Here is a 17,989-nt window from a genome sequence, read left to right as displayed (position 1 = left end):
CCCCCCCCCCCCCCCCCCCCCCCCCCCCCCCCCCCCCCCCCCCCCCCCCCCCCCCCCCCCCCCCCCCCCCCCCCCCCCCCCCCCCCCCCCGCGGCGTCCGGAATGCGGAATACGGAATACGGAATACGGAATACGGAAAGGTGAATTCAGTCGGCCCTGGCGGCCTCGGCGACGAATTCGTCGATCTTCGCCCGTCGGGTCAGCCCGCCGTTCACGGCCCAGTTCCCCTCCGGGATCTCGTTCACGACCAGCCAGACGACGGTGTCGGGCGTGGTCGCCTCCTGGACGTGCCGGGTGACCTCGACCGAGAGGGCTTCGTTGCGGTCGGGGGTGAGGAAGCCCTCCAGGGGCGTGACCACGACGAGGACGCCCGGGGCGGTGCCTGCCCCCGTGGTGGCGAACCCCTTGGCGGCCTCACGGACGTAGACCCAGGTGGCGGCGGCGAAGAAGTCCGTGCGGGGCAGCTCCATGGCCGTCAGCACGGAGTCGGCGACCTGCTGCTGCAGGACCTCCGCGGCGGCCTCGGAGAGGGCCCCCTCGGGGACGGTTATCTCGACAAGCGGCATGGTGAACTCCCCCAAGTGGATACGTACGGGAACGGGCAGGAACGACACCCGGGCGGGCGGCGGAAGGATCAGCAGGCCAGCGCCGCCTCGAACCGGTCGATCGCGGCGGCCAGTTGGGCGCGCCGGCGGATGTCGAGCTTGCGGTAGATACGTGTGATGTGCAGTTCCACGGCCCGGGTCGACACCGTGAACGACTCGGCGATCTGCCTGTTGGTCAGGCCGTCGAGCATCATCGTGGCGATGCGCCGCTCGTGGGCGGTCAGTTCCTCACGGACGGCGATCTCCTCGCGTACGGCGGCCACCTCACGGACGGCCGGCGGGGTGGGCGCCGCGACGCCCCCGCGTATTCGCTCATGGGTCCCGGCACCACCGGTGGACCGCTCCAGACCGGCGAGCACCACATGTCCCATGACCGCGTTCCATTCACGGACGCGTAACTCTCCGACGACCTGCGCCTGGGCGTACGGGTCGGCGTAGAGGACCCGTAACAGCGTGCCGCGATCCCTGGCTTCACAGACCAGGAGTTCCCCGGTACCGTCCCGCCAGGGTCCGCCGCCGAGCAGGATGCCGCGCGCGGCCATCCTTTTCCAATAGGTCCGGTGAGCCTCTCCGAAACTCAACCGGTCCGTCTCATTGCCACGGAAAACGAGTTCGACCACAAAAGCCACGTGCGACTCCCCCATAAAGGCCGGGTGTTTCCACTCCTGACGCTACCACCCGACACCCGCCCCATGAATGAACACAATGTTGCGGGCGGCGGCCCGGCATTTCCTGGGGGAATGGGGCGGCTAATCGGCCGCCGCCGCCGTCGGTACGGGGGCGGCCTCGGGCGCCGGTTCGGGCGCCGGGCGCGGCTTGCGCCGGAGCAGCCCCGTGGCCGCGAGCACCGCGACCGCCCCGAGCCACACGGTCCAGCCGAGGGGCTCGTCGAGGACGACGGCACCCAGGACGACGGCCACGGCGGTCATCAGATAGGTGACCGTGGAGGCCACGGTGGGCCCGTCCTTGATGATCAGCTCGAAGTTGAGCAGTGCGGCGAAGCCGGTGCAGACCACGCCGAGTACGAGGACGGAGATCACCGAGTCGGTGCGCCAGGTGATGGTCTGCAGACCGAGGAACGGGAAGGCGACCAGGAGGAGGACGGTGGCCGCGCCGAGCTGTCCGCCGGCGAGCATCAGGGGCGGAATGCCCCTGCCCACGAGGTACTTGCCCATGTACGCGAAGCTGGCGCCGAAGCTGATGGAGCCGAGGACGAAGCAGAGGATGCTCCAACCCGTCCCGGCGGAGGACGAGTTCCAGGGCGAGGCGATCAGCGCGGTGCCGCCGAGACCGAGCAGCACGCCGCCGGCCTTGAAGCCGGAGACCCGCTTCTCCTGGCCGAGCAGCAGGGCGGCGGCCAGGGTCCAGATCGGCGCGCTGCCGTTGACGACCGCGGCGACGCTGCTCGATCCGTCGATCTCCCCCTCGGCGTAGAGGGTCCACGGGATGGCGTTGCCGAGCAGCGCGGCGACGGTCAGATGGCCCCAGGTGGCGGCCTCCTTGGGAAGCCGGAGCCCCTTGGCGTAGCCGATGGCGAGGATGACGACGGCCCCGAGGGCGAGTCGGATCAGCACCATCTGCACGGGTGAGAAGCCGTACCCGGCGATCTTGATCCACAGGAAGACGGAGCCCCAGATGAGGCTCAGCGCGGCCAGGCGCGTGTAGGTGGCTTTGGACATGGGTGTTCCCGCTCTCCGAAGGCAGACAGGGCTCGGCAAGGAGTTGGAAGAGGAAGGGTGAGGGGACGCGCGGAGCTCTCCGCGGTACGGGATCGAGCCTCGCACCGGCGGTCGGAGGGGTCCAGCAACGTCTGATGGACGGTACCTTCCACCAGACGTGGCGAATCGCGTTCCCGCAGGTGGAGGCGGTGCGCCACGCTCCGCCCGCGGTGCCCGCTCAGCCGGCGACGGCCGCCCTGGCCACCGCCCGCAGCGCGTCGAGGACGGCGGCGATCTCCGGGGACGTCTGGCTGCCCTCGCGCACGGCCGCGAAGACCGTGCGCGACGGCGCCCGCTCGCTGAACGGGCGGATCGTCACCTCGGGCCGCGGGACCGGCTTGGCGAGGCGGGGCACGAGCGCGACCCCGAGGCCGAGCCGCACCGCCGCGAGCGTGGCGTCCCAGTCGCCGATGGCGTGGGAGGCCTGCGGGGTGAACCCGGCGGCCGTACACGCGGCGACGCCGATGTCGTGACAGAGGCCGGTGGTGGCGAAGATCCAGGTCTCGTCGGCCAGGTCGGCGAGGAGCAGGCGCTCGCTGTCGAGGAGCCGGTGACCGGTGGGGAGGGCGATGTCGAAGGGGTCGTCGCAGAGCACGACCCGGTGGAACCGCCCGTCGAAACGGCCCCCGGAGCCTCCCGAGGAACGCCCGTCGGAGCCTCCCTCGGAAGCCTCCTCGGAGCCGGTGCCGGAGGCACCGCCGGAAGCACCGCCGGAAGCACCGCCGGTCAGGCCGTCGCGCGGTCCTTCGAGGCGCCCCTCCTCACTTCCGGAGCGCTCCGAGCGGCCCGAGCCGCCCGAGCCCGCCGCGGGCCGGGTCGTGTCCGCGGAGATGACGACATCCGTCTCCCCGCGCTGGAGCAGGGAGAAGCTCTCCGGCGGGTCGACCTCGGCCAGCGAGGTCCGCAGCAGCGGCCGGGTCTCCCGCAGCCGTGCCACGGCGGGCAGGATCAGCGCCGAGAGGGTGGTGGAGAAACCGGCGACCGCCACCTCGCCCCGCTCGCCGCTCTGGTGGGCGGCGAGTTCCGCGCGCATCTGCTCGACCTGGGTGAAGACGGCGTCCGCGTGCCGCAGCACGATCCGCGCGGCCCCGGTGAGCCGCAGCCGGCGGCCGGACGGTTCGGTGAGCTGAACGCCCAACTCCCGTCCCAGGGCGCTGATCTGCTGCGACACGGCCTGGGGGGTGAGGTGGAGGGCCTGGGCGGCCGCGCTGACGGTGCCGCGCTCGCTGAGTTCCCTCAGCACCCGCAGCTTCCGCAGGTCCGGATCGGTCACGTCACGCGCCCCCTCCCGCTGCCGCCGTTCGGTCATCGTACGCAGCCGGCGTCCACGTCGATGACCTCCTTGACCAGTGCCTCGAGGACGTCGAGGTCACGGGCGGTGCGCCCCGCCTCGCGCCGGTCGCCGGGGTAGGTGGGGTCGAGGACGACGGCCCGCGCGCCCAGGTCCTGGAGGAGTCCGAGGTCGTCGGCGATCTGCGCCCGGGTGCCCTCGCCGAGCAGCCGTCCGGGGCCGAGCGGCCGGGAGGTGACGCGGAGTTTGATCCGGGGGCAGACGTCGGGGACGGACCGCTCGTGTTCCTCGGCGACCTGGCGGAGCGCGGGCAGTCCGACGCCGAGGAGCCAGTCGCCGGAGACGGAGGTGGGGTGCCAGGCGTCGCCGAGCCGGACGGCCCGGCGGAGCGCTCCGTAGCTGTGGCCGCCGACCCAGACGGGCGGGCCGGGCCGTTGGACGGGCAGGGGCCCGGTGTGCACCTCGCGGAAGGAGACATGGGCGCCGTCGAAGGAGGCCACCTCGGTCGCCCAGCACGCCTTGATCGCGGCGAGGTACTCGTCGCTGATCGCCCCGCGCTTGCGGTACGGGACGTCGAGGACGGCGAACTCCCGGGCGGCCCAGCCGGCGGCGGCGCCGAAGACGAGCCGGCCGTTGCTGAACCGGTCGATGTTGGCGGCGACGCGTGCGGTGTGCACCGGATGCCGGTACGGGAGGATCGTCACCGTCGTTCCGAGCCCCACGGTCCTGGTGACCCCCGCGAGCCAGGCGAGGGTCGCGAACGGGTCGTAGAACGGGGCGGGGAAGAGGTGCTGCACGTCCGGGGTGAGCGCGACGTGGTCGGAGACCATCGCGTAGTGGTAGCCCATCGACTCGACCCGCAGCGCCCAGTCGGCGAGGGCGTCGGGGGTGGCCTCTGCCCCGTAGTTGGGCAGATTGACGCCGAATTTCATGGCGTGTTCCTTTCCAGGGCCTCGGCCGCGGTCGCGCCCGCGGCTCCGGCCCCGTCCTTGTCACGGTGTCCGGCCCCGGCCTCGCGCCTGGCGAGCGCGCGTACCGCGGTGAGGTGGAGGAGGACTCCCGCGAGCGCGACCCCGGCGGCGGGGAGCGGGAGCCAGCGGGCGTCGAGCCCGTGGGCGAGGGCGAGGCCGCCGAGCGCGGAGCCGACGGCGCCGCCCAGATAGGTGGCGGAGCTGTTGAGGCCGACGGCGGCGGCTCCCCCTTCCCCCTCCCGCGCGAGCAGTCGGTGCTGCTGGGGTACGACGAAGGCCCAGCCGACCGCTCCCCACACGATCAGGGGCAGCAGGACGAGGCCGGGTACGGTTCCGGTCCACGGCAGCAGGGCCAGGGCGGCGCCGAGGGTGCCCAGCAGGGTGACCGCGAGCAGGGCGGGCCGCCCGGTCCGGTCGACGAGGGTCCCGGCGAGGAAGCTGCCGCAGACCCCGCCGATGCCCCAGACCCAGAGGTACGGCACGGCGCTGCCGATGTCGGCGACGCGGTGCAGGACCGGTTGCAGATAGGTGTAGAGCCCGAGGCTGGCCACGGTCTGGGTGAAGGTGACCGCGACGACCACGGCGACCCGGGGGCGGGTCAGGGCGCCGAACCGGGCCCGCAGCGAGGGCGCCGCGGCCCCGCGTACCGGCGGAAGGGCGGCGCCCACCCCGGCCAGGGCGACCGCGCCGAGGCCGGTGATCAGCCAGAGGGCGGTACGCCAGCCCGAGTCGGCGGCCACGAGCAGCCCGAGCGGCACGCCGAGGACCGTCCCCGCGCTCATTCCGCCGAGCACCAGGCCGAGGGCCCGCCCGCGCCGCTCGGGCGGTACGAGCGCGACGGCCGCCGTGGCCGCCGCCGGGGTGAAGAGGCCCGCGCCGGCACCGGCCAGGGCCCGGGTGCCGAGGAGTCCGGCGTACGAACCGGCGAGTGCGGTACCGGCGTTGGCGACGACGAAGACCACGAGGGCCGTCACCAGGACCGTCCGGGTGCCCCAGCGGGCGAGAACGGCCGAGAACAGCGGTGCGGCCAGGGCGTAGCAGAGGGTGAAGGCGGTGACGGACTGCCCGGCGAGGGAGACGGAGACATGGAGGTCGGCGCCGATGTCCGGGAGCAGTCCCGCCATGGCGTAGGCGTCGGTCCCCATGGCGAAGGAGCCGAGAGCGAGCAGGGCCACCGCGCGCGTGCCGCCCATCACACCCCTTTTCTGTTCCGCGTCCGTCCGCGTCGTACGGAACGGTCCTCCGGACGCTACTGACCGTGCGCGCCGCTCGGGGCCCACAGCACCGAAGTGGGTTCGGAGTTCCGCAGCCTCGCGCCTCCGCCCGTCTCGATCCGGCCGGTCACCGGCCTACGGTGGATCGATCGAGGAACCCCAGGAGGGAGTCCACCGTGCTCGACCTTTCCGTCATCAACGCGATGTTCCCGCCCGATCTCCCGGAACCGGCCTACTGGGAAAGCCGGTTCAGGCCGCGCGTCCTGCCGGAGGGCGCCGAGGTGACGCGCTTCGCCCCGAGCCCCACCGGACATCTGCACATCGGCGGCCTCTACACGGCTGCCGTGGCGCGCGCCCTGGCCCACCAGTCGGGTGGCGTGCATGTGCTGCGCGTCGAGGACACCGACCGGTCACGCCAAGTGGCCGGCGCGGCGGAGGAGTTCTCCCGGCTGCTCGCTGCCTTCGGGCTCGCGCCCGACGAGGGTGGGGCGGCCGGCGCCGGGGAGTGGGGCCCGTACCTCCAGTCGGAGCGCCGGGACGTCTACCTCAGTCATGTGCGTGAACTGCTGCGGCAGGACCGCGCGTACCCCTGCTTCTGCGACAAGGAGCGGCTGGCCCGCAGTGCGGAGGAGCAGCGCGCGGGCCGCTCCCCGATCGGCTACTACGGCCGGTGGGCGCCGTGCCGGACGCTGGCGCCGGAAGAGGCGGCCCGCCGGATGGCGGCCGGTGAGCCGTACGTCGTGCGGTTCCGCTGCCCGTACGAGTTCCCCGGACGGGTCCGGTTCACCGACCGGATCCGCGCCGCCGTCACCATGCAGGACAACGGCAACGACATCGTGCTGCTCAAGTCGTCACAGGAGGAACCACCCCTGCCGACCTACCACTTCGCGCATGTCGTGGACGACCGCCTGATGCGGGTGTCGCTGGTGGTGCGCGGCGAGGAGTGGCTGTCCTCGACGCCGGTCCATCTCCAGCTCCACACGGCGCTCGGCTTCGAGCCGCCCGCGTACGCGCATCTGGCGCCGCTGATGAAGGCCGAGGGGCCCTCGCGGCGCAAGCTCAGCAAGCGCAAGGACCCCGAGGCGTCGGTGGACTACTACCTGGCGGCCGGGTATCCGCCGGCCGCCGTCCAGCACTATCTGCGTGGTCTCGCCAACATCCGGCTCATGGACGTCCCCACGGCCGAGGCGCTCGCGGCGCCTGTCCGGCTCGACGGGATGCGCCCCTCGGGGCCGCTGCTCGATCTGCCCAAACTCCACTCCCTGAGCAGGGAGTTCATCGCCTCGCTCACCCCGGACGAGCTGTACGGCCAGCTCCTCGCCTGGGCGGAGGAGTACGACCCGGAGCTCGGGTCCGTCCTCGCCCGGCAGCGGGGGCTCGCCCTGGCGGCGGTGGCGGCGGGCCGGCCGGAGGGCGCGCCCGCCCGGAAGGACCTGGACCGCTGGTCCTGCTTCCGCGACCGCTACGGCTTCTTCTTCACGGAGCTCTTCGGCCTGCCTCCGGCGGCCGACGACGACCGCTACGGCGGCCTGGAGCCGGGGCTCGTGCGCCGGATCGCCGGTGAGTTCGCGCGGGAGGGGAGCGGGGCGGCCACGCCGGAGGAGTGGTACGGCGCCCTCCGCGCACTGGCGGGACGACACGGTCACGCCCCGGACACGGCCTCCTGGCGCCGGGAGCCGGAGCGCTGGGCGGGCCCGCCGAGGGAGGTCGCGAACGTGGTGCGGGTCGCGCTCACGGGCGCCACCCGCAGCCCCGACCTGTTCGCGGTGGCCCGGGCGCTGGGCCGGGACGAGGTGCTGCGCCGCCTCACCGCCGTGGCGGGGTGAGGCGGCGGGAGGCCGCAACAGGTCGGGAGCATGTCCCTGACCCAAGCGGGTTCGAGGTACACCTCTCGCGAACGGACACCCCCAACAGCCCCGCTTTGTTGGTGTTGTCGGGGGCGGGGGCCGGGGGCGGGGTCCCCCCCCCCCCCCGGGGGGGGGGGGGGGGGGCCCCCCCGCGCTCGCATCGGTCCGGTCGCGCGTACCGGCTCCGGTCAGTTCAGCGGCACGCTCCGGAGCCCGGCCCGGACGCCCGCGACCCTCGACGCCGGGCTCTTGAGGAGACCCTTGTCGCTGGAGCTCGCGGGCGCGTCCGCGCCGACCGGGGTGGTGGTCATGGGCCGGGCGGCCGCGCAGCGCTGCTTCTCGGCCTCCGACATGGGTCCGGTGCGCTGGAGCAGCCGGTCGGGCACGGCCCGCGAGGGTCCGTCGACGACGACGTGCAGCCGGTAGTCGTCCTTCTTGCTCACGAACCAGCCCTCGACCCGCTCGCGGCTCGGCTGCATCTCGACCCAGCTCACCTCGCCGGGCTGGATCTTCTCCACGACCGTGCGCTGGTCGCTGCTGAACCACTGCCAGGGCCGCTGCCAGACCTTCTCGTACGCCAGGGCGAACTGGCCGGCCATCGGCCGCTCCTTGAGGCGCTTCTCGTCCTCCGTCCGGTCTCCCGAAGTGGGCAGTCTGGCCACCTCGTTGAGCGCGAGGCCCGCGTCGGCGTAGGTCTGGGAGATGCTGTCGTGCGCGCGCTCGGAGTACGAGAGGAGCCGGGAGTGCTCCAGCGCGTTGCGGGTGCAGTTGACGAAGGCCTCGCCTACGACCCGCGCCCGGTCGTAGTAGCGGAAGGAGGTGCGGGTGTCGGGCCGGAAGGTGCAGGCGTTCTCGCCGTTGCAGGCGGCGGCGGCGTTGTGGAGGGTGCTCTCGCGGTCGTTGCCCTTGTACGCCTCCGAGGTCCCGAGCGCGGTCTTGCTGACGGTCTTGTCGACGTCCGGCGGCACCTCGACCGCACGGATGCGGGCGATCATCGGTGAACAGGTCACATGGGTGCGGGAGTCGGTGACGCGTGAGGTGAAGGTGAGCAGCGGATCGTTCTCGCTCGCGGTGAAGACGTAGGCGCGACCGGTCCAACGTCCCTTGCCCGGCGTGCCCTTCACCCGGTCGGGGTCGCCTGCGGTGGTGACCTCCTGCACCGGGCCGCCGGAGCCGACGAGGGCATAGGGCTGGCCCGCGACGACCTGTTCCCCGGTGCACTCCTTGGAGACGGCGGGGCTGTCCTCGTACCTCACGGTGACCTTGCCGCCCGCGCGGACTCCGCGCAGCCGCTGCTGGAGGGTGTTGCCGTCCTTCTGGAGGGCGACGCCGTGGGAGGCGTCGGTGCGGCCCGAAGCGGCGGGCGAGTAGCGCTGGTTGAGGCCGGTCCAGTGGTCGATGCCGACGGTCGTGGGGCCGTCGCCCTTCATGACCGGGTCGGCGAAGTCGCCGTTGAGGACGGGGACGGCCTGCTCGGCGGCGGCAGCGGCCGAGGCCGCGGACACGGAGGGGGCGAAGGGCAGGAGCAGCCCTGCGGCCCCGAGGACGGCGAGCGCCTGGACGGAGCGGTTCATGGTGGGGGACTCCTCCGTGTCAGTGGGCGTGGGACGGCAGGACGACTTCGCGCTTCGGATCGGCGCCCGGCGGTACGGCTCGCGCGGCGGGCACCTCGCGCGCCGCGTGCCGGAGGCCGGGCCCGGCGGGGCTGTTGTCGTTGTCGGGCTGGGTGTCGCCGGTGGGGCGCTTGCGGCCGCAGAGCCGGTCGGGGACGGCGTACGTCTGGGCGACGAAGGAGCTGGTGTTGACCATGGAGGGGCTGTCCACGCTCACGTTGAGGATCTTCTTCCCCGTGTCCGTGACGAGGTTCCCGACCACGCGCCGCATGGCGGCGCTCGCGCCGAAGACGAGCATGTCGTAGGGCTTGACCGTGGTCTTGTAGACCGTCGCCTCGGTGTTCTCGGTCGTCCAGGACTTGGAGTACGTGGCCTTGAAGGCGGCCTCGAAGGCGAGCTTGGCACTCAGCGAACCGGCCACCTTCGCGCCGCCGGCGACGGTCGTCTTGGTACCGGACTCGGAGGTCGGCCCGTCCTTGAGGTTGGGCGTCTTGTGGTTGCTGGTGATGTCGTTGCTCAGGTTGGTGGTGACCTCGCCGGAGGCGGTGATCGTGCCCTCTGCGGTGATCTTCCCGGAGATCTCGCCGCCGATGTTGTCGGTGCTGCTGGTCCGCAGGGTGACGGTCCGGTCGACCCCCATATCACTGGTGGTGCAGTTGACGACCGCGTTGCCGAGGGACTTGACGGCGGTGGCGTACTCCCGGTCCTGCTTGGGGTCGATGGCGAAGGTGCAGGCCGTGCGCTTGGTCCCGCAGTACTCCAGGACGTCGGCGATCCGTGCCGGGCGCCCCTCGGCGGTGACGGCGCGGGCGACGGGGACCTCGCCCGGCCCCTCCTCGGTGGCGACGGCGGGGGGCGGGGCGAGCAGGGCGAGCGGTGCGGTGAGTCCGAGGGCGAGGACGAGGGTGAGCGGGCGGGCCAGGGGCGGGACGGCGTGGGGACGACGTGCGGGCATGACGGAGGAACCCTTCGGGACGGAAGGCGTACGGGAGACGGAGAGGTACGGGGACGTTCGGAGACGTACGGAGACGTACGGAGCGGCGTACGGAGCGGAGACGTACGGAACGAAGGGGCGCGGTTACGGAGGCGCCTCAGGAGCCGAGCAGCGAGCAGAGCTGGGAGGCCGGGAAGGGGGACTGCCCCGGGTCGCTCGACCCCTGCGGCAGGGAGGCGGGGAAGGCCGCGCAGGTGGAGTCGACCGCCTGGGCGGCGTTCTCCGCGGGCTCCGGCTTGTAGGTGGTGATGGTCGTGCCCATCTCCTCCAGGCCGTCCTCCTCCCGGCCCCCCGTATCGGCCAGTTTGCCCATGCAGGAGCTGGAGCCGGGCGGGCACTCCTCCAGCTTCTTTCCCGCCGCCTTGATGTCCTTGTCGGCCTGGCCGGCGGCCTCCTGGGTCTTCTTCTGCTGCTCCTCGATCTCCTTGGCCTCCTTGGCGTTGGCCTCCTTGTCCAGGCAGGCCTGATCCTCGGGCTTGCACTCCTCGGCGTACGCGGTGGGTGCCAGGGGCAGGGCGAGAGCGGCGGCGAGGACGGCCGCGGTCAGCGCACGGCGTGCCGACGTCTTCCATGGGGACATGCGAACTCCCTTGGGACAGGGGTGAATTGGTGGGCTCGGGCGGGGACGCCAGGGGCGGACAGGGGACTGCCCTCAAGATCACCGAGCGCATCCAGACGCTAGCCGTCGAGGCCTCGGCACTCCGGCAGGACACACGGCGCGGCGTGCTCCCCGGCGGCCGCTCACCACTTCGGCGGAGCGCACTGGGGACCGCCGGAACGGGCCGCGCCCAGGGCCTCGCGAGTCCGGGCGCGCGGTCCTCCCGTACACCCGTGGGCATGGAATCCGGCGGGCGGAGGAGACGGCCGTCGACCCTGTCCCGCCGGTCCCTTCACTCCCCCGGCCGCCGCCGTTCGGCGGCCCGCCCCGGCCGGCTCCCACCGCCCGCCCCCGGGGCCCCTGCGGAGGCGAATGCGCCCCCGCGAGGGCGCCCCGAACGGAGGTCCGACAAACGGGTGTTTCAGCGATTCCGGCTCGCCCCGGTGATCATTCTCGGACAGTCTGCAGATGTGCCCGGCGGCCCGTCCCGGCCGTCGCACCCGGCCGTGGGCGCCCCATGTCCACGGGCCCGGCACGACGTGTTCGCATGACCCGCGACCGGCCCGTGCCCGCCTCCGCCCTCCCTGCGGACGCCACCGGCCGGACGCCGCGCTCCCGTATGTCCCCGTCGAAGGAGAGCAGAGCCATGTCCCGTTCACGACGCAGTCCCTCGCGCACGACACCGCGCGCCCGGCGGTTCGCCGCCGCCGCCCTCACCGCGGCGGCCCTCACCGCCCTCCCCGCCCTCGCCCCCGCGGCGCACGCCAACGAAGGCAACCCGACCGTCCTGAGCTGGGGCGCGGGCCGCACCGGCCAGCTCGGCAACGGCACCCTCGCCGACAGCCTCAGCCCGTCCTCGGTCACCAGCCTCTTCCGCGGAGACGTCGACCAGATGTCGGCCGGCGGCACCTCGTCCGCCGACTCGTTCGCCCTCGCCCGTACCGACAAGACGGTCAAGTCCTGGGGCCACAACTCCTCGGGGCAGCTCGGCAACGGCGGCAACACCAACCAGGCCGTGCCCACGACCGTCCCCCGCCTCACCAACATCAAGGACGTCGCCGCGGGCGGGAAGCACGGCCTCGCCCTCGACATGAGCGGCCAGGTCTACTCCTGGGGCGACAACGCGTACGGCCAGCTCGGCAACAACCGCACCGGTGACAGCCGTACGGTCCCCGACCGCGTCCAGGGCATGCCCAAGGTCAAGCAGATCTCGGCAGGCTGCGACTTCAGCCTCGCGCTCCTGGAGAACGGCAAGGTGTACGCCTGGGGCCGCGGCATCCACGGCCAGCTCGGCAACGGCACCCGCGCCACCAGCTCCGTACCCCGGCAGGTCCTGGGCCTGGAGAACATCGTCGAGATCGACGCCGGCTGCCACCACGCCCTCGCGCTGACCGCCGACGACACGGTCAAGTCCTGGGGCTACAACCTCTACGGCCAGCTCGGCAACTCCTCCACCAAGTCCGCCACGCTCCCCGTCGACGTCGACTGGATCGAGGGCGTCTCCGACATCGAGGCGGGTGCCTTCCACAACTACGTCAAGACGAGCGACAGCCACGTCTGGGGCTGGGGCAACAACCAGTACGGCCAGCTCCTGGAGTCCGACGAGGCCTTCGACTCCAACGTCTCCCGCACCAACCGCACCGCCCCCGTCGAGATCCCGCGCCTGGAGGGCGTCCAGCACCTCGCGGCGGGCGCCCGGCACGGTGTCGCGGTCACCGCGGACGACGTCTTCGCCTGGGGCCACAACGGCGAGGGCCAGCTCGGCAACGGCACGACGGTCTCGCGCTACGAGTCGGTGAAGATCCTCAACGAGGGCTCGGCGATCAAGGCGGTGGCCGTCTCCCTGGGCGGCAACACGACGTACGCGTACTGAGGCCGGTGAACGGCATGTCGTACCGCTCCTCGTACGTACGGGCCGTGATCGCCGCGGCCGTCGCCCTGACCGCCCTGGCAACCGCGCCGACACCCGCGCACGCGCAGGCCGAACCGAGTGATCCGTGGGTAAGGGCCTGGGGGCTGAACATCGGCGGCCAGCTCGGCAACGGCACCACGCTCGACCAGACCACCCCGGGCTCCGTCGTCGGAGTGTCCCGCGGCACCGTACGGAAGCTCTCCGCCGGAGGCTTCAACAGCAACCTCTCCTTCGCCCTCGCCCTCCTCGACGACGGCACGGTCCTGTCCTGGGGCGGCAACACCTCGGGGCAGCTCGGCGACGGCACCACCACCCAGCGGGGCTTCCCCACGACGGTCGCCGGACTCTCCGGCGTGTCCTCGATCGCCGCCGCCGGCGGCCCGTTCGCCCTCGCGGTACGCGGCGGACGCGTCCTGGCCTGGGGGACCAACGCCTACGGGCAGCTCGGGAACGGTCTCACCACCCCCGACGCGTCCGGCCCCGCGACCCGGCCCGTCGCCGTCCAGGGCCTGAACAGGGTCAAGGCCGTGGCGGGCAGCTGCGAGCACTCCGTCGCCCTCAGGGAGGACGGCACCGTCTGGACCTGGGGCAGGAACGACCTCGGGCAGCTCGGCAACGGCACCGCCGTCGACCGGAACACACCCCAGAAGGTGCCCGGCCTCGACGACGTGGTGGCCGTCACCACAGGCTGCCGCCACACCCTCGCCCTCACGGCCGGGGGCACGGTGAAGGCCTGGGGTCACAATGCCAACGGCCAGCTCGGCGACGACAGCACCGAGCACCGCAATGTGCCCGTCGACGTACAGCATCTGGACGGCGTCACCAAGGTCTTCGCGGGCGCCTACCAGAGCTACGCGGTGCTGGACGACGGCACCGTCCGCGCCTGGGGCTGGAACGGTCAGGGCCAGCTCGGCGACGGCACCACCGTCGACCGGACCACTCCCGTCCCCCTCCCCGGCCTGAGCGACGTCCAGGAGATGGCCGGCGGCTGGCAGCACACCCTCGCCCTCCTCTCCGACCAGTCCGTCGTCGCCTGGGGCAACAACAGCAACGGCCAGCTCGGCAACGGCACGACCGACCCGTCCCCCACCCCGGTCACGGCCCTGCCGGCCGGCAGCGGCATCACCCGCGTCGCCGCCTCGGTCGCGAACAAGTCCAGCTACGCCTACTGACCCCCACCGAGCTCCAAGAACCCCACGACCCTCATGAAGCGAAAGGCACGCAGATGACCCCACCCCTGCGTCTCACCCTCCTCGCCGCGCTGTCCCTCGCGGCCCTCACCGCCTCCGCCCTCCCCGCCTCCGCCGGCACCGACCCCTGGGTGCGGGCCTGGGGCGAGAACGCCCAGGGGCAGCTCGGCAACGGCAGCGTCCTCGCCCAGCAGACCCCCGCCGCCGTCGTCGGCATCACCCGTGACGACGTCCGCGAGCTCTCCGGAGGCGGTGGCGGCGCCGCCGCAGCCGCCAACGCCTTCGCCGTCGCCCTCCTCAAGGACGGCACCGTCAAGAGCTGGGGCTCCAACGCCACCGGCCAACTCGGCAACGGCACCCTCGTCAGCCAGTCCTTCCCCGCGACCGTCGCCGGGCTCTCCGGCGTGAGCGAAGTCTCCGCGGGTCTCAACCACGTCCTCGCCGTCAAGGGCGGCCGGATCCTCGCCTGGGGCAGCAACGCCTCGAAGCAGCTGGGCACCGGCCAGGACACCACCAACCCGTACAGAGTCCCGATCCCCGTGCAGAGCCTGGACAAGGTCAAGGACGTCGGCGCGGGCTGCGACTTCAGCGTGGCGCTCCGGCAGGACGGCACGGTCTGGACCTGGGGCAAGGGCGACAACGGGCGCCTCGGCACAGGCGCCAACACCACGCGCGAGACCCCGCAGAAGGTCCCCGACCTCGTCGACGTCGAGTCCGTCGCCGTGGGCTGCGACCACGTCCTCGCGCTCACCGCCGACGGCGTGGTCAAGGCCTGGGGCAAGGGCGCCGAGGGCCAGCTCGGCAACGACTCCACCACCGACAGCAACAAGCCGGTGGACGTCGCCTACCTCGACGCCGTGGCCAGGATCTTCGCCACCTCCGCGTCCGGCTTCGCCGTCCTCGACGACGGCAGCCTGGCCGGCTGGGGCAAGAACACCGACCGGCAGCTCGGCGACGGCACGAACGCCAACCGCACCACCCCCGTCGTCCTGGACCACCTCAAGGGGGTCCAGAGCATCTCGGGCGGCGCCGACTTCACCGTGGCCGCACTGGACGACGGCTCGGTCATCGGCTGGGGCGCCAACGCGGCCGCCCAGCTCGGCGACGGCACGACGACCGGAACGACCGGGACCTCGACGGTGACGGCGCTGCCGCCCGGCAGTGGCATCACTCACGTCGCCACCACCGTGACGGGCAAGTCCGCCTTCGCCTACTGACCCGGTACGGCCGCGCGGACCCCTCGCCGGGCCCGCGCGGCCTCATGTGGACCGCTCGGGGCTCCGGCCTCTGCCCCGCCCCGGCCCCCGCCCCCTCACGCGATCGAACCTGGCCAGACACGCCCACGGCCTGGCAGGATCGCGGGCATGTTCGCCTCCCTCTCCCGTGCCGCCCGCCGCCGTGTCCTGGTGGGCGCCGCCGCGCTGCTCGCGGTGTGCGGGGTGCTGGCATGGTGGCTGATGCCCTTCGGTTCCCCCACCCCCAGCGGCTCGGTCACCTTCAGCACGGGAGTCTCCACCGGCGTCTACCAGCGCTACGGGGCCCTCCTCAAGCAGGACCTCGTCGAGGACCTCCCCGAGGTGTCGATAACGCTGAAGGAGAGCGAGGGCTCCCAGCAGAACGTGCAGCGGGTGGCCACCGGCGAGGCCGACTTCACCGTCGCGACGGCGGACGCGGTCGCCCAGTACCTGCGGGAGCGCAGGCCCGGCTGGGAGCGGCTGCGCGGCTGCGCCCGGCTCTACGACGACTACGTGCAGATCGTGGTGCGCAAGGGCTCCACACTGCAGAAGGTGCAGGACCTGCGCGGCCTCCGGGTCGGCGTCGGCCAGGACAGATCCGGCGTACGGCTGATCGCCGACCGGGTCCTCGCCGCCGCGGGCCTCACCCCGGACCGGGACATCGTGCCGGTCCCGGCGGGCATCGACACCATGCCCGAACTGCTGGAGCGGGGCGAGCTCGACGCCTTCTTCTGGTCGGGCGGCCTGCCCACCCAGCCGGTGCAGACGCTGTCCGAGCGCTTCCAGGTCCGGCTGCTGCCGCTGGACGCTGCGCTGGTCGACCGCCTCCACGACGTCGGCGACTCGACCCGTCACTACCGGTCCGCGGTGATCCCGGCCGACGCGTACGCCAAGGCGCAGGACGGCCTGCCCGTGGAGACCCTCGCGGTCGCGAACCTGCTGGTCACGACCGAGGAGGCCGACGACGACCTGGTCGAGGGCTTCACACGCACGGTGATCGGGAGCAGGGACCGGATCGGCCGCCAGGTCCACCCGGCCCAGCTGGTGGACCTGCGGACCGCCGTCTACACCGAGCCGCTGACCCTCCACGACGGGGCCCGCCGCTACTACCGCTCGGTGAAGCCCTGATCCTCACGGATCCGAGCCTGACAGACCTGAGCCTCACGGACCCGAGCCTGACAGACCTGAGCCTCACGGACCCGAGCCTGACAGACCTGAGCCTCACGGACCCGAGCCTCACGGAGGCGCCCAGGCCCCGGGGCCGTGCCTCTCGGAGACGCCCAGACCCCGGCCGCCCTGCCTGACGGCCCCGCCCGCCCTGTCCCACGCTCCGGCCGCCCGTCTAACGCCCCGACCGCCCCTGCCGCTCCTCCGGCGTCCACCGCTCCCCCTGCTGCGCCACCGGAGGGTTCCGGGGCACGGTGACCGTGACGCGCAGCCCGTGGGGCTCGTTCGGCCCGAACGCGATGCCGCCGCCGCCCGCCGTGAGCAGGACGCGGGTGATCGAGAGACCGAGGCCCGATCCCTTGATGTTCTGGTGCCGGCCGGCGCGCCAGAAGCGGTCGCCGACCCGGCTCAGCTCCTCGTCCGTGAGGCCGGGCCCGTGGTCGGCCACGACGACGTCGACGCACTCCCCTCCGGGCGGCGCCTTGACCGTGACGGTGACCTCCTCCCCGGCCGGGGTGAACTTCAGCGCGTTGTCGATCACCGCGTCCAGCGCGCTGGAGAGCGCCACCGGGTCCGCCCAGGCCGTCACCGCCCCACACTCCCCGGTGAGCACGACGCCCTTGTCGTCGGCGACCGGCCGCCAGGACGCGACCCGCTCGGCGGTGAGCGCGCCGACGTCGGTGAGCCGCAGCTCGGCCGCCGCGTGCTCGGCGAGCGCCAGGTCGAGGAGGTCGTCGAGGACCTGCGAGAGGCGCTTGCCCTCGGTCCGTACGGAGGCGATCTCCTCGTTCCCCTCGGGGAGCTCCATGGCGAGCAGCTCGATCCGCAGGAGCAGCGCGGCCAGCGGGTTGCGCAGCTGGTGGGAGGCGTCGGCGACGAACGCCCGCTGCTGTTCGAGCGCCTCTTCGACGTTGTCGGCCATCTCGTTGAACGAGAGCGCGAGACGACGGAGTTCGGGCGGTCCGCCGGTGGCGGCGACCCGGGAGTTCATCCGGCCGGTGGCGATGTCGTGGGTCACGGAGTCGAGGACGCGGACGGGCCGCAGGACCCAGCCGGTGAGCCGGAAGGCGGCGGCGACGGCGACGAGCATCGCCAGGGACTCGCCCGCGAAGATCAGCAGCCAGCCGCGCAGGATGCGGAGGCGGAGCTGGCCGGTGGGCGAGTCGGTGACGACGACCGCGATGACGTCGCCGTCGCTGACGACCGGTGAGGCGATGATGAGCCGGGCGTGGGCCTGCCAGGGCCACACCTGGGGCGGGTCGTGGCTGCGGCGGCCGAGCAGCGACTCGTTGAAGGCGCGGCGGCCCTCCCCGTCGTAGGGGACGGCCCAGTCCTCGGGGGCGGCGGCCATGGCCCGGTTGTTGCGGTAGAAGATGCCGGCCCGGATGCCGTACACGTCGTGGTAGCTGGCGAGTTCGCCGCCGAGGGTGGTGCGCCGCTCGTCGGTGCCGGGGCTGGTCTCGCTGACGAACTGGGCGAGCGCGGCGAAGCGCGCGGCGTCGTCGAGCCGGTCGACGACGACGCGCTGCTGCTCGGAGGCTGCGAGGCTGGCGGCGAGCGGGAAGCCGAGGGCGAGCAGGACGCCGGCCATCAGCACGATGAGCAGCGGAAGGAGGCGGGTGCGCACGAAGGGG

Annotated in this window: 15 protein-coding genes; 5 read left to right on the top strand and 10 right to left on the bottom strand. The window is 73.0% G+C overall.

Annotation, left to right across the window (positions count from 1 at the left end; translation table 11 throughout):
* Positions 1 to 146 precede the first annotated feature (146 nt).
* The 6 genes from ACZ4XX_RS29265 to ACZ4XX_RS29240 form a co-directional block, all read right to left on the bottom strand.
* The gene (locus ACZ4XX_RS29265; RefSeq protein ID WP_468510860.1) at positions 147 to 566 is read right to left on the bottom strand and encodes a tautomerase family protein; all 420 of its coding nucleotides are present in this window, start codon (positions 564 to 566) and stop codon (positions 147 to 149) included.
* Positions 567 to 634: 68 nt separating this feature from the next.
* Positions 635 to 1,249, bottom strand: coding sequence for a LuxR C-terminal-related transcriptional regulator (locus ACZ4XX_RS29260; RefSeq protein ID WP_468510859.1), 615 nt, complete (start codon positions 1,247 to 1,249; stop codon positions 635 to 637).
* Positions 1,250 to 1,354: 105 nt separating this feature from the next.
* Positions 1,355 to 2,284 carry a DMT family transporter gene (locus tag ACZ4XX_RS29255; protein WP_468510858.1) on the bottom strand — a complete coding sequence of 310 codons (930 nt, stop codon included), beginning with the start codon at positions 2,282 to 2,284 and terminating at the stop codon, positions 1,355 to 1,357.
* A 217-nt stretch (positions 2,285 to 2,501) separates the two neighbouring features.
* The gene (locus tag ACZ4XX_RS29250; protein ID WP_468510857.1) at positions 2,502 to 3,596 is read right to left on the bottom strand and encodes a LysR family transcriptional regulator; all 1,095 of its coding nucleotides are present in this window, start codon (positions 3,594 to 3,596) and stop codon (positions 2,502 to 2,504) included.
* 32 nt (positions 3,597 to 3,628) lie between these two features.
* Positions 3,629 to 4,546, bottom strand: coding sequence for a TIGR03619 family F420-dependent LLM class oxidoreductase (locus ACZ4XX_RS29245; protein WP_468510856.1), 918 nt, complete (start codon positions 4,544 to 4,546; stop codon positions 3,629 to 3,631).
* A complete protein-coding gene (locus tag ACZ4XX_RS29240) occupies positions 4,543 to 5,778 on the bottom strand; it encodes an MFS transporter (RefSeq protein ID WP_468510855.1) in 1,236 nt (411 codons plus the stop codon). The genes ACZ4XX_RS29245 and ACZ4XX_RS29240 overlap by 4 nt, the downstream gene beginning before the upstream one ends.
* 197 nt (positions 5,779 to 5,975) lie before the next feature.
* Here ACZ4XX_RS29240 and ACZ4XX_RS29235 point away from each other — a divergent pair, with 197 nt between their 5' ends.
* Positions 5,976 to 7,625 carry a glutamate--tRNA ligase gene (locus ACZ4XX_RS29235; RefSeq protein WP_468510854.1) on the top strand — a complete coding sequence of 550 codons (1,650 nt, stop codon included), beginning with the start codon at positions 5,976 to 5,978 and terminating at the stop codon, positions 7,623 to 7,625.
* Between the two features lie 209 nt (positions 7,626 to 7,834).
* Here ACZ4XX_RS29235 and ACZ4XX_RS29230 read toward each other — a convergent pair whose 3' ends face one another.
* The 3 genes from ACZ4XX_RS29230 to ACZ4XX_RS29220 all read right to left on the bottom strand — a co-directional run bounded on the left by ACZ4XX_RS29230 (position 7,835) and on the right by ACZ4XX_RS29220 (position 10,833).
* On the bottom strand, positions 7,835 to 9,220 hold the full coding sequence (locus ACZ4XX_RS29230; protein ID WP_468510853.1) for a hypothetical protein: 1,386 nt from the start codon (positions 9,218 to 9,220) through the stop codon (positions 7,835 to 7,837).
* 19 nt (positions 9,221 to 9,239) lie between these two features.
* Positions 9,240 to 10,214 carry a hypothetical protein gene (locus ACZ4XX_RS29225; RefSeq protein WP_468510852.1) on the bottom strand — a complete coding sequence of 325 codons (975 nt, stop codon included), beginning with the start codon at positions 10,212 to 10,214 and terminating at the stop codon, positions 9,240 to 9,242.
* A 136-nt stretch (positions 10,215 to 10,350) separates the two neighbouring features.
* Positions 10,351 to 10,833 carry a hypothetical protein gene (locus ACZ4XX_RS29220; protein ID WP_468510851.1) on the bottom strand — a complete coding sequence of 161 codons (483 nt, stop codon included), beginning with the start codon at positions 10,831 to 10,833 and terminating at the stop codon, positions 10,351 to 10,353.
* A gap of 664 nt (positions 10,834 to 11,497) precedes the next feature.
* Between ACZ4XX_RS29220 and ACZ4XX_RS29215 the strand changes: the two genes are divergently transcribed.
* From ACZ4XX_RS29215 to ACZ4XX_RS29200, 4 genes are all read left to right on the top strand, one after another.
* Complete coding sequence (locus ACZ4XX_RS29215; protein WP_468510850.1) at positions 11,498 to 12,724, top strand: RCC1-like domain-containing protein; 1,227 nt, start codon at positions 11,498 to 11,500, stop codon at positions 12,722 to 12,724.
* A gap of 14 nt (positions 12,725 to 12,738) precedes the next feature.
* On the top strand, positions 12,739 to 13,935 hold the full coding sequence (locus ACZ4XX_RS29210; protein ID WP_468510864.1) for an RCC1 domain-containing protein: 1,197 nt from the start codon (positions 12,739 to 12,741) through the stop codon (positions 13,933 to 13,935).
* 53 nt (positions 13,936 to 13,988) lie between these two features.
* The gene (locus ACZ4XX_RS29205; protein WP_468510849.1) at positions 13,989 to 15,170 is read left to right on the top strand and encodes an RCC1 domain-containing protein; all 1,182 of its coding nucleotides are present in this window, start codon (positions 13,989 to 13,991) and stop codon (positions 15,168 to 15,170) included.
* Positions 15,171 to 15,317: 147 nt separating this feature from the next.
* Positions 15,318 to 16,316 (top strand): TAXI family TRAP transporter solute-binding subunit, encoded by a 999-nt coding sequence (locus ACZ4XX_RS29200; RefSeq protein WP_468510848.1) that lies wholly within the window; start codon positions 15,318 to 15,320, stop codon positions 16,314 to 16,316.
* 214 nt (positions 16,317 to 16,530) lie between these two features.
* Here ACZ4XX_RS29200 and ACZ4XX_RS29195 read toward each other — a convergent pair whose 3' ends face one another.
* Positions 16,531 to 17,982 (bottom strand): sensor histidine kinase, encoded by a 1,452-nt coding sequence (locus tag ACZ4XX_RS29195; RefSeq protein ID WP_468510847.1) that lies wholly within the window; start codon positions 17,980 to 17,982, stop codon positions 16,531 to 16,533.
* Positions 17,983 to 17,989: the final 7 nt, after the last annotated feature.

It is taken from the genome of Streptomyces sp. NPDC029956, assembly GCF_055574655.1.
Note: the sequence above shows the minus strand (reverse complement) of the source record. Positions and strands in the feature narration are given on the sequence as shown.

Coding starts and splice junctions, on each gene's coding strand:
- ACZ4XX_RS29225 (WP_468510852.1), bottom strand. CDS start 10,214: ATGCCCGCACGTCGTCCCCACGCCGTCCCGCCCCTGGCCCGCCCGCTC.
- ACZ4XX_RS29255 (WP_468510858.1), bottom strand. CDS start 2,284: ATGTCCAAAGCCACCTACACGCGCCTGGCCGCGCTGAGCCTCATCTGG.
- ACZ4XX_RS29260 (WP_468510859.1), bottom strand. CDS start 1,249: ATGGGGGAGTCGCACGTGGCTTTTGTGGTCGAACTCGTTTTCCGTGGC.
- ACZ4XX_RS29220 (WP_468510851.1), bottom strand. CDS start 10,833: ATGTCCCCATGGAAGACGTCGGCACGCCGTGCGCTGACCGCGGCCGTC.
- ACZ4XX_RS29245 (WP_468510856.1), bottom strand. CDS start 4,546: ATGAAATTCGGCGTCAATCTGCCCAACTACGGGGCAGAGGCCACCCCC.
- ACZ4XX_RS29210 (WP_468510864.1), top strand. CDS start 12,739: ATGTCGTACCGCTCCTCGTACGTACGGGCCGTGATCGCCGCGGCCGTC.
- ACZ4XX_RS29230 (WP_468510853.1), bottom strand. CDS start 9,220: ATGAACCGCTCCGTCCAGGCGCTCGCCGTCCTCGGGGCCGCAGGGCTG.
- ACZ4XX_RS29240 (WP_468510855.1), bottom strand. CDS start 5,778: ATGGGCGGCACGCGCGCGGTGGCCCTGCTCGCTCTCGGCTCCTTCGCC.
- ACZ4XX_RS29205 (WP_468510849.1), top strand. CDS start 13,989: ATGACCCCACCCCTGCGTCTCACCCTCCTCGCCGCGCTGTCCCTCGCG.
- ACZ4XX_RS29265 (WP_468510860.1), bottom strand. CDS start 566: ATGCCGCTTGTCGAGATAACCGTCCCCGAGGGGGCCCTCTCCGAGGCC.
- ACZ4XX_RS29200 (WP_468510848.1), top strand. CDS start 15,318: ATGTTCGCCTCCCTCTCCCGTGCCGCCCGCCGCCGTGTCCTGGTGGGC.
- ACZ4XX_RS29215 (WP_468510850.1), top strand. CDS start 11,498: ATGTCCCGTTCACGACGCAGTCCCTCGCGCACGACACCGCGCGCCCGG.